Annotated in this window: 10 protein-coding genes; 3 read left to right on the forward strand and 7 right to left on the reverse strand. The window is 63.9% G+C overall.

Annotated features, from left to right (window positions below; genetic code table 11):
- Nucleotide 1: 1 nt before the first annotated feature.
- Together hemW and lepA are read right to left on the reverse strand one after the other, a co-directional pair.
- A complete protein-coding gene (gene hemW, locus JOE62_RS09625; protein WP_204722175.1) occupies nucleotides 2-1231 on the reverse strand; it encodes a radical SAM family heme chaperone HemW in 1230 nt (409 codons plus the stop codon).
- Nucleotides 1232-3079 (reverse strand): translation elongation factor 4, encoded by a 1848-nt coding sequence (lepA, locus tag JOE62_RS09630; protein WP_204722177.1) that lies wholly within the window; start codon nucleotides 3077-3079, stop codon nucleotides 1232-1234. It lies immediately after the preceding gene.
- Nucleotides 3080-3191: 112 nt separating this feature from the next.
- Between lepA and JOE62_RS09635 the strand changes: the two genes are divergently transcribed.
- Nucleotides 3192-3761 (forward strand): type II toxin-antitoxin system PemK/MazF family toxin, encoded by a 570-nt coding sequence (locus tag JOE62_RS09635; protein ID WP_204722179.1) that lies wholly within the window; start codon nucleotides 3192-3194, stop codon nucleotides 3759-3761.
- 170 nt (nucleotides 3762-3931) lie between these two features.
- Nucleotides 3932-4192, forward strand: coding sequence for a 30S ribosomal protein S20 (gene rpsT / locus JOE62_RS09640; protein WP_038991103.1), 261 nt, complete (start codon nucleotides 3932-3934; stop codon nucleotides 4190-4192).
- A 178-nt stretch (nucleotides 4193-4370) separates the two neighbouring features.
- On the opposite strand, the gene holA is transcribed toward rpsT, so the two are convergent.
- Genes holA through leuS form a run of 5 tightly spaced genes read right to left on the reverse strand, consistent with a single transcriptional unit; the run spans nucleotide 4371 to nucleotide 11762 of the window.
- Nucleotides 4371-5363, reverse strand: a complete 993-nt coding sequence (holA, locus tag JOE62_RS09645) for a DNA polymerase III subunit delta (protein WP_204722181.1) — start codon at nucleotides 5361-5363, stop codon at nucleotides 4371-4373.
- A 34-nt stretch (nucleotides 5364-5397) separates the two neighbouring features.
- Nucleotides 5398-7665, reverse strand: a complete 2268-nt coding sequence (locus JOE62_RS09650; RefSeq protein ID WP_204722183.1) for a ComEC/Rec2 family competence protein — start codon at nucleotides 7663-7665, stop codon at nucleotides 5398-5400.
- Complete coding sequence (locus JOE62_RS09655; protein ID WP_204722185.1) at nucleotides 7662-8309, reverse strand: ComEA family DNA-binding protein; 648 nt, start codon at nucleotides 8307-8309, stop codon at nucleotides 7662-7664. The genes JOE62_RS09650 and JOE62_RS09655 overlap by 4 nt, the downstream gene beginning before the upstream one ends.
- A gap of 15 nt (nucleotides 8310-8324) precedes the next feature.
- Nucleotides 8325-9263, reverse strand: coding sequence for a DegV family protein (locus JOE62_RS09660; protein WP_204722187.1), 939 nt, complete (start codon nucleotides 9261-9263; stop codon nucleotides 8325-8327).
- 9 nt (nucleotides 9264-9272) lie between these two features.
- The gene (gene leuS / locus JOE62_RS09665) at nucleotides 9273-11762 is read right to left on the reverse strand and encodes a leucine--tRNA ligase (protein WP_204722188.1); all 2490 of its coding nucleotides are present in this window, start codon (nucleotides 11760-11762) and stop codon (nucleotides 9273-9275) included.
- Nucleotides 11763-12050: 288 nt separating this feature from the next.
- Here leuS and JOE62_RS09670 point away from each other — a divergent pair, with 288 nt between their 5' ends.
- On the forward strand, nucleotides 12051-13901 hold the full coding sequence (locus JOE62_RS09670; protein ID WP_204722190.1) for an HNH endonuclease: 1851 nt from the start codon (nucleotides 12051-12053) through the stop codon (nucleotides 13899-13901).
- Nucleotides 13902-13989: the final 88 nt, after the last annotated feature.

A 13989-nucleotide genomic window follows, 5' to 3' on the forward strand; every position in this document is an offset into this window, starting at 1 on the left:
CTCAGAAATCAAGCAGTTTACGCACCACGAGGTCGGCCAGGAGCCGGCCTCGCTGCGTTAACACCAAGGTCCCGGAGAATGCTGCCTTGGCATCAATCAGCTCGTCTGCGAGCAAACCGGCAATCTTCTTGCGTCCGGTCTCATCGAGCTCGCTGATCTGCATTCCAGAGCTCAAGCGGGTCAGCAGCATGGTGCGTTCCAGCTGCACGGCTTGGGCATCCGGGTACTCGCGGCCGTGTCCCGGCGAAATTCCGGCGTCGATCCGCTGCTGATAGGCGGCTGGATGCTTCACATTCCACCAGCGCAGTCCGCCAACGTGCGAATGCGCGCCAGGGCCTGCACCCCACCAGTCGCCGCCCTTCCAGTAGGCGATGTTGTGCTGGCACGCATTGGCCGCGGTCTTGGCCCAGTTGCTGACCTCGTACCAGGAGAAACCGGCCGCGGCAAACATCTCATCGGCCATCTGGTACTTTTCGGCATGATCGTCATCGTCGATGTTGGGCACCTGGCCGCGGCGGATCTGGGCCGCGAGCTTGGTGCCCTCCTCGATGATCAGCGCGTAGGCCGAAATATGATCAGGCTCGTAGCTCAGCGCGGCTTCGATACTGGTGCGCCAATCCTCAAGGCTCTCCCCCGGTGTGCCATAAATCAGATCCACACTGACATCCAGGCCGGCTTCGCGCGCCCAGGCAACCGCTTGCGGAACCCGCTTCGGATCATGGGTGCGCTCCAGCACCTTGAGCACATGCGGCACCGCCGACTGCATGCCGAAGGACACCCGGGTGAAACCGCCATCGGCCAGCTCCTGCAGGCTCTCGCGGGTCACCGAATCAGGGTTGGCCTCGGTGGTGATTTCTGCTCCTGGCTTCAGGCCGAATTCGTCGCGGATCCTGCCGAGCACCGAAACCAGGTCGCCGGCGGGCAGCAATGTGGGAGTGCCGCCTCCGAAGAAGACGGTCTCGATTTTGCGATCCGGCTGGCCCGAACGGTCCATCACCTCGCGGGCGAAGCTGATTTCCTTGCTGACGGTGGCAGCGTAGGTCGCTTGGCTGGAACCGGAGCCCAGCTCCGTGGCGGTGTACGTGTTGAAATCGCAGTAGCCGCAACGGACGGTGCAAAACGGGATATGCACATAAAAGGACATGGTCCGCTCCTGTGCCTCATGCGCGCATGAGGCAGGGAGCAGACCATCGGCCGGAGCCGGATCGCCGTCAGGCAGAACTGAAGGCATTTACTTCTTTTTCGGCTCGTCGGTGGACAGCGCTGCAATGAAGGCTTCCTGCGGGACCTCCACGCGGCCGACCATCTTCATGCGCTTCTTGCCTTCCTTCTGCTTTTCCAGCAGCTTGCGCTTGCGGCTGATGTCGCCGCCGTAGCACTTGGCAAGCACGTCCTTGCGGATGGCGCGGATGTTCTCGCGGGCAATGATGCGCGAACCGATGGCTGCCTGGATCGGCACCTCGAACTGCTGGCGCGGGATCAGCTCGCGCAGCTTCGTGGTCATCATGGTGCCGTAGGAGTAGGCCTTGTCGCGGTGGGTGATTGCGGAGAATGCGTCCACCTGGTCGCCCTGGAGCAGGATGTCGACCTTGACCAGGTCTGCAACCTGCTCGCCGTCGGCCTTCCAGTCCAGCGAAGCGTAGCCGCGGGTCTTGGACTTGAGCTGGTCGAAGAAGTCGAACACGATCTCGGCCAGCGGCAGGTGGTAGCGCATTTCCACGCGGTCCTCGGAGAGGTAGTCCATCCCGCGCATGGTGCCGCGGCGGGACTGGCACAGCTCCATGACCGCACCGATGAATTCGCTCGGCGCCAGGATGGTGGCGGCGACCATCGGCTCATGCACCTCGAGGATCTTCCCATCGGGGAATTCCGAAGGGTTGGTCACCGTCATCATCTGCTTGTCTTCGCCCATGACCTCGTACACCACGTTCGGCGCGGTGGAGATCAGGTCCAGGTTGAATTCGGATTCCAGGCGCTGGCGGGTGATTTCCAGGTGCAGCAGGCCCAGGAAGCCCACGCGGAAGCCGAAGCCCAGTGCGACGGACGTTTCCGGCTCGTAGGTCAGTGCGGCATCGTTGAGCTGCAGCTTGTCCAGCGCATCACGCAGTGCCGGGTAGTCGGTCCCGTCCATCGGGTACAGGCCGGAGAAGACCATCGGCTTGGCTTCTTCGTAGCCGCCCAGGGATTCGCTGGCCGGCTTGAGCGAGTTGGTGACGGTATCGCCGACCTTGGACTGGCGCACGTCCTTCACGCCGGTGATCAGGTAGCCTACCTCGCCGACGCCCAGGCCCTTGGTGGGCTCGGGGTTCGGCGAGGATACGCCGATTTCCAGCAGCTCGTGGGTGGTGCCGGTGGACATCATCTGGATCTTCTCACGAGGAGTGAGCTTGCCGTCGACCACGCGGACGTAGGTGACCACTCCGCGGTAGGTGTCATAGACGGAGTCGAAGATCATCGCACGGGCCGGTGCGTCGGCTTCGCCGACCGGCGGCGGCAGCTGCTTGATGACTTCGTCAAGCAACGCCTCGACGCCTTCGCCGGTCTTGCCCGAGACCTTCAGCACGTCTTCGGGCTCGCAACCGATCAGGTTGGCGATCTCGGCGGCGTACTTCTCCGGCTGCGCGTTGGGCAGGTCGATCTTGTTCAGCACCGGGATGATCGTCAGATCGCCCTCAATCGCCAAGTACAAATTCGCCAGGGTTTGGGCTTCGATGCCCTGGGCGGCGTCGACCAGCAGGATCGCGCCTTCGCAGGCGGCCAGCGAACGCGACACTTCATAGGTGAAGTCGACGTGCCCCGGGGTATCGATCATGTTCAGCGCGTACGTCGTGCCGTCCTCGGCGGCCCAGGGCATGCGCACGGCCTGGGACTTGATGGTGATGCCGCGTTCGCGCTCGATGTCCATGCGGTCGAGGTACTGGGCCTTCATGTCGCGGGCAGCAACAACGCCGGTCAGCTGCAGCATCCGGTCGGCCAGGGTCGACTTGCCGTGGTCGATATGGGCAATAATGCAGAAATTACGGATGAGCGACGGATCGGTCGCGGCAGGCACCTGAGCGGTGCGGGCCAATGGAGACACCTAAACAGACCTCACTAGCTGACTAAAAGACATAGTTGGATTAGCTTCCATTCTGTCATGATTTCCGCGTCATCACATATTTCGACAGCTTAGAACTGGTAGTTTGTCGTGCATGGCACTGAATCCGCAGAAGATATTTAGCATGGTCATGCGCGCGATCAAGGAAATCAACAAGATCCGCGCGAATTCGACCGGCAGTTCCCCAGCTCGCAATCGCCCGAACGGTTGGAATCGGAGTGCTAGTGGAGAATCTCCAGCAGCATCCACCGTGCAGCATGTGCCAAGGGGTGCCGGATACCCGGGCGATTACCGTGGCAAGGTTCACTACGAGTACAACCCGTCCAAGGATGGCAATGCTGATCCAGGCGAGATCGTTTGGACCTGGGTTCCTTATGAAGAAGACTATTCGAGAGGCAAAGATCGACCGGTGCTGATTGTTGGACGCGATAGCGGTTGGCTGCTCGGGCTCATGCTAACCAGCAAGGACCGGAATAATCCGGGTCACCGCGATCGGAATTACATGGATATTGGTACCGGGGACTGGGACCGCGAGCGTCGCCCTAGTGAGGTCAAGCTTGATCGCATCATTCGAGTAGACGAACGGGGTGTTCGCCGCGAAGGCGCCATTCTGGACCGCGAACGCTTCTCGAATGTGGTGAACGCCCTAAACGAACTCGCATAGGCACTCGTTGCCGGGCTCTGTATCTGATAGAGTTAATCCTTGTGTGTTGCGCAGGTTGGGCAACACGCCCCCTTCGGGTCGCCATAGGTGCCCCACACCGCTCAGTCGATGGCCTGGAGGATGAACCCTCTACCGACCGTATAAAACGATAAACGAGAGAGTTTATTAAAGTGGCTAACATCAAGTCCCAGAAGAAGCGTAACCTGACCAACGAGAAGGCACGTCTGCGTAACGTAGCTGTCCGTTCCGAGGTCAAGACCGTGATCCGCAACGTCAACGAGGCAATCGCCGCCGGCGACAAGGACAAGGCAACCGAGGCGCTGCGCCTGGCTGGCAAGAAGCTCGACAAGGCTGTAAGCAAGGGTGTTCTGCACAAGAACAACGCTGCTAACCGCAAGTCGGCCATCGCCAAGAAGGTTAACGCCCTCTAAGCCGAGCTTAGACTTCATCAACTCCCCCGCGCTCATCGAGTGCGGGGGTTTTGTTTTGCCCAAAACTGCTTTTCGCGGCTTTCCCGGATCAGGGACGCGTGGCAGACTTCGCGGAAGCGGACACAGTGGGGGCGCGCACGAATGCATCGTGCGCGCCCCCACCTGAATCCGACAGGGATCAGCGGCTTGGTGCCTTGCCAGCAATAAACATGATGGCGTGTTCCAGGGCGTATCCGGGTGAACGGCTGCCGCCCTTGACCATGCGGTCGGTATTCGCGATTTCCTCGACGCACAGGGCCAGATCGCCGCGCTTCCAGCCGCGAGCCTGCTGCTGCGCCTGCTGCACCTGCCACGGAGCCATCCCCAATTCGGAGGCCAGGGCAGCAGCAGGTTCATTCACGCCCGCGACCTTGGCGATCTGGCGGACCTTCATCGCCAAGGTGGCCACAATGGGAATCGGGTCGGTTCCGGTACCCAGCGCGTGGCGCAAGGTGCGCAGCGCGAGCTGGGCATTGCCCGAAATCGCCGCATCGGCCACCTTGAACGCGGTCGCTTCGACCCGCCCCCCGTAGTACTTGTCAACGGTATCCTGGTCAATCGTTCCCGTGGTGTCGGCGATCAGCTGGGAGCAGCTCGAACCGAGCTCTGCCAGCGAATTGCCGACTGCGGCAACGAGGGCCTTGACCGCGTCATTGGTAATCCGGCGCTTGGCTGCCTTGAATTCGGACTGGACGAAGTCGATCTTCTCGGAGTCCTTCTTCACCGGCTGGCAGTTGACGACCACCGCGCCGGCGGCCTTGATCGCGTCTATCAGCTTCTTGCCGCGGGTGCCGCCCGAATAATGCATGATCAGCACATTCTCGGGTGCCTGGTCCTGCAGATAGGCCATCGCATCCTTGAGGAAGTACTCGTTCATGTGCGCCAGTTCGTGGACCTCGACCAGATTGGCGGTGGAGAACAGCGAGGAGCTGGTGGCCATGAGCAGCTCTCCCGGCTCGTACTTGGACGCGTCAAGACGCGTGTGCTGGATGTCGTCCCGCTGGCCGGCTTGGGAGCGCAGCAGCTCGAAGGCGCGTGAAGCGAGGTAATCTTCTGAACCGGTCAACAGGATCAGCGGTTGCGGGCGCAGTTCCCGCCATGAGATACCCGGATTTGCTTGGGCGCGTGCCATCGAGCTCCTTAGTGCATCGGTCGATATATTGATCCTACCGAACCGGAGTACCAAGGGAGGTACCACGGATGCCCTGGCCGGTAAATGTGAGCAGTACGGTACCGGATTGGTCGGTGCGCAGCACTGTCGCGCCGATCCGCTTGGCCATTTCCAATGTTTCCGGGTGCGGGTGGCCATAGGAGTTGTCCTTCCCGGCGGAGACCAGCAGGATCTGCGGATGGATCTGCTCAATGATCTGTGTGCCGCCGTTGCGCGCGCCATGGTGCGAAGCCTTCAAGATTGCGGCCTGGCCTTGCGGATGCAGCCGCAGCAGGCGATCCATCGCTTCGGTCTCCATATCCCCGGCGGCAAAGAAATCGACGGTACCACTCTGGGTGGAAAAGCTGAACCGGATGACCAGCGACGTGTCGTTGGGCTCGGCGTATTGCGCGTACCGAGCCTCGGGACCCACGACTTCGAAGCTCACCTCCCCCGCAGTCTGCCGCGTACCAGGCTCCAGCACCCGAGCCCCGGGCCAGAGTTCCAGATCGAATCCGGTCGAGACCAAGCGGTCCCCGATCCGCACCTTCGACTCCTCCAGTTCCCGGATGGCGCCGAAATGGTCGCTGTGCGTATGCGTGATGAAGACCTTGCCCAGGGTGGTGATGCCCAGCCGGTCCAGGCACAGCAGCAATCCGCTATCCGGCGGCCCAGTATCGATCAGCCAACCTTCGGCATCCCCCAGATTGATGACGAACGCATCGCCCTGCCCCACATCGCACATGGCGATGCTCCAATCCGTGGCAACATCTTCCCGATAGAACAGGGTTGCAGGCACAATGAGCGCCACGGCGAAGACCATGATCGCGCCCAGCACGCCGAGCGAGACCTGGCGCACGCGCAGCCGTTCGGTTTCACGTCCCAGCACCAGCAGCGAGCACAGCGCAAGCGACAGCGTGGCCGCCAGCAGGATTCCCGGCAGTCCTTCCGGCCATGGACGGGCAGCACCCGGCAGCCCGGAGACGACATGGGCAACCTTGCCGATAGCTTCGGCTGGCAGCCCGGGCACCCAGATCAGCACCGATTCCAATCCCGGCCACGGGGTGCACAGCAACAGGCAGATCATTCCGAGCGCGGTAATCAACGGCAGCAACGGCGCCACCAGGAGATTCGCGGGCAGCGAGTACAGGCTGAAATCCGAATTCAATGCGATCACCACCGGCAGGCAGGTGAATTGCGCGGCACAGCAGATGGCGGTCAGCTCCGCCAGCCAGGCCGGCATGATGTGGAGCAGGATTTCGGTCAGCGCCGGCGAGAGCATGATGATGCCCAAGGTTGCCAGCACCGACAGGGCAAAGGCCGGTTCGGCGCCCAGGCTTCGATCCATGGCCAGCAAGGCTGTTCCGCTCAGGCACAGAATCCCCAATGAGCCCTGGCCGCGGCCGAGCAGTACCGAAACCGCCGCAATGCTGCCCATCAGGCTGGCGCGCAGCACGCTGGGATCCGGCCCGACGAACCAGGCGAAAAGCCCGACTACGCCAATCATCAGGATCGCGCTGGGGGCGCGCGGAACCGAGAACAGCCGAAAAAGGACCAGCACGATGGCCCCGATCAGCGCGATATTCGAGCCGCTCACGGCGGTGAGATGGCTCAGCCCGCTGGATCTCATCGCCTCGCCCAGCGCTTCATCCTGCCCGGAGCGGTCGCCGTAGAGCATTCCGGGTAGCAGCGCTTGGGCATTGCCAGGCAAGTCGCGAAGGCTGAGGGTGAAGCGTTCCTTGAGCAGGTCGGCTGCAGTCGGTTCCGCCCAAGAACTGACCTGCGGCTCGCTGGCGGCCTGCGCCCACCAGTCGAAAGATCCGGCATCCGCGGCGTCCAAATCGAGGATGGCCTCGAACTGCCCGGCGTTGGCAGGCAGCCCGAAATCCACGCTCAGGTAGACCGGCACCTGGCATGCCACCCATTGGCCATCGTCCCAGTAGCGCTGGATTTCCGCCCGGCCCGCGGTACTTCCCAGGCCCTGCGCGGATGCCAGGTCCTGGAAACGCACGACAGCGCGGCGCTGCTGCTCGGGAGCGCCGGGCAGCCGGCATTGGGGGTCGGTGAACGACAGGCTGCTGACCGCGACCATTCCCAGCAGCAGGATGATCGGACCGGTGAACCACGGTGCGGCGTAGGCGCGGTCGTGCCGGGGACGCATGAGCAGGAACAGCAGAAAGGCGAGCAGCGCCGACAGCAACCACAGCAGCCAGGCCGGGAGGCTGAAATAGGCGGCGGTCCAGGCCCCGGCCAGCAGCCACAGGCCCCGGAAATCGGTGTTCACGGGACCACCAGCTCGCTCAGCTGCCCCAGCAGCGCCGGGCCGATGCCGGAGACCGCATCCAGCTCCTCTACGGAGGTGAAGGGGCCGTTCTCGGTGCGGAAGTCGATGATCCTGCCGGCCAGGGCCGGGCCGATCCCCGGAAGCTCCTGCAGGGTCTGCGCATCGGCGGTGTTCAGCGAGATCTTCCCGCCGGCCGTGGCGCTCGGTGCCGCTGGGAGGTCCTTGCCGGTCTCGGTGCCGGGAAGGATGATCTGCTGGCCGTCGACCAGCTTGGCTGCCAGATTCACCAGCTGCGCCTGCGCGCCCTTGGCCAGGCCGCCGGCAGCCTCGACCGCGTCGGTGATCCGCGAATCCGCGGGCAGCGTGTAGACGCCGGGCTCCTTCACCGCTCCGACCACATGGACCGTGACCCCGGGACCGGCCGGGCTCGTGGACAGCTGGTTCCCCGGAGCCGATGCGGAGGGATCGGACACCAGCGGAACCGTTTCAAGCTCCTGGGCTACCGGCGGTGGCGCAAGCAGGATGGAGATCGCGATCCAGGCGAGCACCACGATGACCAGCACCAGCACGGCCACACGCGAGATCGCGAACCTCAAGCGGCCGGGACGTGGCGCGTACTTGCTGAAGAAGTCGTGGCGGCCCATGGGCCACAGTCTGGGCTAAGGGACGGGCTGGCTGTCCAGAATGGATTCCGGTTGTGGATTCAGCGGAGCGACGCACACGGCGATCACGCCGATCCCGGTATGCGCGGCCAGCACCGCTGGCAGCGATTCGACCACGACCGGCTCGGCGCTGAACGGGGCCAGCTCGGTGGCGATCTCCTCGGCCAGTTCCTCGGCGCCGAAATGCATCACGCCCAGGCGCACCTCGCCTGTGGCGCCGCGGGCGTCGCGCAAGGCCAGCGAGACCAGCCGCGCGGTGGCGCGCGCGAAGGAACGCGGCTTTTCCAGGGCGGCGATCGCGCCTTCGGCAATCCCGAGGATGGGCTTGAAGTTCAGCAGGCTGCCGAGAACCGAGGACAGCGCGCTGATCCGGCCGCCGCGGCGCAGCTGCTCCAGGCTGGGCACCGCGAAGTACACGGAGTTGGCGGTGGCGGTGCGGGCGATCTGCTCGAGCATTTCCAGCGGGGCGCCGGCGTCGCGCGCGACCAGCACATCGGCCACGGCGAAGCCCTGGGGCAGGCAGACGGTGCGCGTGTCGACCACCGCGATGGGTGCGTCGAAGCTGCGCGCGGCCAGGCGGGCGGCGTCCACGGTGCCCGACAGCGCCCCGGACATGTGGATCGAGATGACCGATTCGCAGCCGGCGTCCAGCAGCTGGCGGTAGGCGCGTTCGAACTCGCCGGGTGCCGGGCGGGAGGTTTTCACCGCCTTGCCCATGGCCAGGCCCATCATCAGCGCCTGCAGGTCCTCGCCTTGCACGTGGTTGTCCACGATGATCGGGATCGGCACCTCGATGAAGTCGGCATGCCGCGCAAAGGCCTCGGGCAGGCAAGACGCCGAATCGGAGACCACCCCGATGCGGGTACGCGAAAGCCCGCGCGGGGCCAGCCACTTGGGCAGCCAGCCCGCGCGCGAGCTTTTCTGGCGTTCAGTCATGAGCTGAGCTTACGGTGCGGGGACCACGTTCACCAGCTTCGGCGCTCGCACGATGACCTTCAGCGGGTCCTTGCCATCGAGCATCCGGATCACCGACTCGTGGGCCAGCGCCTGCTCGCGCAGCTCATCCTCGGTAATGTCCACGGGCACTTCCAGGCGCGCGCGCACCTTGCCCTTGATCTGTACGACCGCGGTGATGGTGTCATCGACCAGCAGCGACTCGTCGACCTGCGGCCACGCGCTGGTGACCACGCTCGGGGCGTAGCCCAGCGCTTCCCACATGTCCTCGGCGGTGTACGGAGCGAACATGCTCAGCAGCTGGGCGAGAACCGTGGCGGCTTCGCGCACTGCCGGGTCGGCTGCGCCGGCGCCGGAGTCGATGGTCTTGCGGCTGGCGTTGACCAGCTCCATGGCCTTGGCGATGACCACGTTGAACTTGCCCGAGTCCAGCAGCTGCGCGGCCTCGTGCACGGTGCGGTGGGTGACCTGGCGCAGCGCCTTGTCTCCTGCCGCGTAGTCGACGCCTGGTTCGCTGGCCACATCCTGGGCGATGCGCCAGGCGCGGGCCAGGAACTTCTGCGAGCCCGATGGCGACACATCGGCCCAGTCCACGTCGTCCTCCGGCGGGGAGGCGAAGACCATGGTCAACCGCACCGCGTCCACGCCGAACTTGTCCAGCTGCTCGCCCAAATCCACGCCGTTGCCCAGCGACTTGCTCATCGCCTTGCCGCCGTTGAGCACCTGGCCCTGGTTCAGCAGCGCGCTGAACGGCTCGGTCGCCTCGATCAGGCCCAAATCGTGGATGACCTTGGTGAAGAAGCGCGAGTAGAGCAGGTGCAGGATCGCATGCTCGACTCCGCCGACGTACTGGCCGACCGGCATCCAGTCGCGCACCGCCTTCGGATCGAATGGCCCTTCGGTGTAATCCGGGGAGACGAAGCGCAGGAAGTACCACGAGGAGTCCACGAAGGTGTCCATGGTGTCGGTGTCGCGCTTGGCATCCGCCCCGCACTTAGGGCAAGCCACGTTGACCCATTCCTCAGCTGCGGCCAGCGGGCTGGTGCCCTTGGGAGCCAGCTGCTCGCCGCGCAGATTATCCGGCAGACGCACCGGCAGCTGATCATCAGGAACCGGCACCTCGCCGCAGTCCGCGCAGTGGATGATCGGGATCGGGGTGCCCCAGAAGCGCTGGCGGCTCAGCAGCCAGTCGCGCAGGCGGAAGTTCACGGTGTGCTTGCCGGTGCCTGCAGCTTCCACGATTTCGATGGCGCGGGCGATCGCTTCGGCCTTGCCCAGCCCGTCCAGCTGCCCGGAGTTCACCAGCTGGCCCTCGCCGGCGGTGGCGATGCCGGTGGCGTTCGGGTCCTCTTCCCCGGTGTCGACGACCACGCGCACCGGCAAATCGAAGGTGCGCGCGAAGTCGAGGTCGCGCTGGTCGTGCGCCGGCACGGCCATGATCGCGCCGGTGCCGTAGTCGGCCAGCACGTAGTCGGCGGCCCAGATCGGCAGCTTCTCCCCCGACAGCGGGTTGATCCCGTAACGCCCGGTGAACACGCCGGTCTTCTCGCGCTCGGTGGACTGGCGCTCGATTTCGCTCAGCGCCTTGACCTGCTCCTGGTAGGCTTCCAGCGCTTCGCGGTGCTCAGCGGTGACCAGTTCGCCGGCCAGATCGGCATCGGCGGCGACGACCATGAAGGTCGCGCCGTACAGGGTGTCCGGGCGGGTGGTGAAGACCGGGATCTTCACCGCCGGCTGATCCTCGTGCGCCTCAATCTCGAAGGTGACCTCGGCGCCTTCGGAGCGGCCGATCCAGTTCTTCTGCATCAGCAGCACGCGCTCGGGCCAGTGGCCCTTGAGCTGGTCCATGTCCTCAAGCAGGCGGTCGGCGTAGTCGGTGATCTTGAAGTACCACTGGTTCAGCGACTTCTTGGTCACTGCAGTGCCGCAGCGTTCGCACGCGCCGTTGACGACCTGCTCGTTGGCCAGCACGGTCTGGTCCTTCGGGCACCAGTTCACCGGGTGGTCCTTGCGGTAGGCCAGGCCCTTCTCGTAGAACTTGTTGAACAGCCACTGGGTCCAGCGGTAGTACTCCGGATCGGAGGTGTGCAGGCGGCGCGACCAGTCCGCGGAAATCGCGTAGCGCTTGAAGCTGGCGGCCTGCGTGTCGATGTTCTTGTAGGTCCACTCCGCAGGGTGCGCATTGCGCTTGATCGCGGCGTTCTCCGCCGGAAGGCCGAACGAGTCCCAGCCGATCGGGTGCATCACGTCATAGCCGCGCAGGCGCCAGTAGCGAGCGACGACGTCGCCCATGGCGAAGGCCTCGGCGTGGCCCATGTGCAAATCGCCCGAGGGGTACGGGAACATGTCCAGCACGTAGCGGCGTTCGCGGCTGCCGTCATCGGCGGGCTTGAACACCTGTAGCTCGTCCCACACCGGAAGCCACTTGGACTCGATGTCCTTGAAGTCGTAGGTCCTGGGTTCGTTCGTCGATGATGTCACGCTGCTCTTCTCACACGCTTTGCGGAAAAATTTCCGATAGGAAAATTTGCTCTTGGTTCCAGACACAACAAAAGCCCCCAAATTTCCACTCGGGGGTACGGCCATCGGGCCGCGCTTATACGAGGTTGCGCTGAGGATTCATATCGCGATTCTATCGCATCTGTCCTGCCCACGCGCGCATCGGTGAAGCGCAAGATTGAACACAGCGGCCAGCACCACGCTTGAGCGCTTATCCACATCCGGTCAAGGCGCCGCATCTAGCCGTTTGCAGTGTTCGATCATGGTGCCATGAGTACGCCGCATTTGATCGCCAGCATGCGCACCGCGTGTTCGGCAGCACTGCACTTCGGGCCCCAGCTGTCCGGGGCCGTGCTGCTGCGCCTTGGCTATCTGTGCCTGGCGCTGTTCACCGCCGTGGGCAAGGCCGTGCACCAAAGCGGCGATCCGCGCCTGGTCCTGGCGCAACTGCAGCTGGTCGAGCGGTTCTCCCAGCAGCTTCATCGCGACCAGCTCGCCGGAGCCCTTGATGCTCAAGCCAGCGGCGCGCACGCGCTGAGACTGGAAAGCTACGCCGCACTGCGCCTGCCCGAAGATGATCCCCACGCCATCACCGATGACCTCTTTGCAGGTCCACCTCCTGTGATCCAGGGACGCAGCTGCTATAAGAACGCGGAAGAACTGCTGGCAGCCTGGCTGGGTATCGCCTACTTCGAAGCCGAGCGGCGCATCGCCGACGCCCACCTGCTCATCGGCCGGCGCACACCCGATGGCAGCATCTGCGCACCGCGCTTCACCGAACTCGCCAAGCTCTATGACCAGGGCACGGCCAGCCGCCGCGCCATCGCCAGCACGGCCCGCCGCTTGGAAAAGCTCGAGCCGCAGGACACCACTTTCGTGGGCACTGCTACCGAACTGGTGGCCCATGGGGACGATGGCCGCACCTTGGATGAATTTGCGGCGCAAGCGCTGAAGGATCTGGGCCCCAGAGCGGCTCAGAAGAAGATCAATTCCGCCATCAAGACCTACAGGCAAACTCATGGAAAGCAGTTGCCACCCAAACTCGGATTCTTCCCCGGTCCGGTGGTAAACGGCGTGCACTTCTTCTCCCTGCGCACCAACGCAACCGACGCGCAGCTGATTCAGTCTGTATGCTCCCAGTCCGGCAATCCACGCACCGAAGCCGGCCGCGCTGATCGCCAGGCATCTCAAGAGCAGACCGAGGGCGCCGGTGAGGATATTGAGCAGAACGACGAAGCTGAAGCTGGCACACAACAAGATTCCAGCTCGGCCAACCAGGAGCCAGGCCCCGTACCGGAGTGGTTGCGCAGCGAGCAGCCCATGCCACCGTGGGCCGGAGAAGCATCAGAGGACGATGCCGACGAGCCCGACGGAGAAGAACACCCGCCCAATACTGAAGCGCACGATGATCCAGCCGCCGAACCTGATCAGCCCCTTCGCCGGCTGAACGCATTCATGGCGCTGCTGCGGGCCCCCTTTACCGGCGGCAACCGAAAGGTCATCATCCCCAAGTGCGTTGTGTATCTGTGGCACGCTGACCTGCAGAACTTGGCCGATGCGCACGGAATGAGCGCCAACGGCGTGGACATCCCACCGGGAGAACTGCGCCAGCTGCTGGCGCGGGCAAATATCATTCCGGTGGTCCTGGGCGGCAACAGCCAGGTGCTGGATATGGGCCGGCGCATGCGCTATCACCAAGGGCCCATCCGGGAAGCGATCCTGGCCCGGGATCGTGGCTGCATCGTGCCCGATTGCACTGCACCGCCAGATCAAGTTGAAATGGATCATTACCTCAAGGCCTGGTCTGATGGTGGAGAGACCAGCGTGTACTCCGGTGCGGGCATGTGCACCAAAGATCACCACAAGCGCCATGCCGGCCAGCTCAAGGTTCTCGATGTCGACGGACTTCCTCACGTGCTTTTGCCCGAACACCAGGACCCCGAACAGATTCCGCGGCGCAACACCTACTGGGATGCGCGGCAGGCAGGCGAATCCCCCGTCCGCACTAACTCAGCTACGTGCGATTCTTCCAACGGCACCGCCCCTACCGGCGCTCCTAAAGCGCATTTCCCGGCGTCCGACGATGATAACGAGGATCCGCTGGCGTCTGACGGTGCCTGAATCCGACTCCGGGTTAAACCGCAAACGCTCGAACCACCATCACGGTGATTCGAGCGTTTGCGGTTTTCAGCGGATCAGGCCATCAGCG

This window comes from Glutamicibacter nicotianae (assembly GCF_016907615.1).
GTDB classification, from domain to species: Bacteria; Actinomycetota; Actinomycetes; order Actinomycetales; family Micrococcaceae; genus Glutamicibacter; species Glutamicibacter nicotianae.

What these genes read in the sequence shown, in the direction of transcription:
- holA (WP_204722181.1), bottom strand. Translation starts at nt 5,363, where the DNA reads ATGGCACGCGCCCAAGCAAATCCGGGTATCTCATGGCGGGAACTGCGC.
- JOE62_RS09660 (WP_204722187.1), bottom strand. Translation starts at nt 9,263, where the DNA reads ATGACTGAACGCCAGAAAAGCTCGCGCGCGGGCTGGCTGCCCAAGTGG.
- JOE62_RS09655 (WP_204722185.1), bottom strand. Translation starts at nt 8,309, where the DNA reads ATGGGCCGCCACGACTTCTTCAGCAAGTACGCGCCACGTCCCGGCCGC.
- JOE62_RS09670 (WP_204722190.1), top strand. Translation starts at nt 12,051, where the DNA reads ATGAGTACGCCGCATTTGATCGCCAGCATGCGCACCGCGTGTTCGGCA.
- JOE62_RS09635 (WP_204722179.1), top strand. Translation starts at nt 3,192, where the DNA reads ATGGCACTGAATCCGCAGAAGATATTTAGCATGGTCATGCGCGCGATC.
- hemW (WP_204722175.1), bottom strand. Translation starts at nt 1,231, where the DNA reads ATGCCTTCAGTTCTGCCTGACGGCGATCCGGCTCCGGCCGATGGTCTG.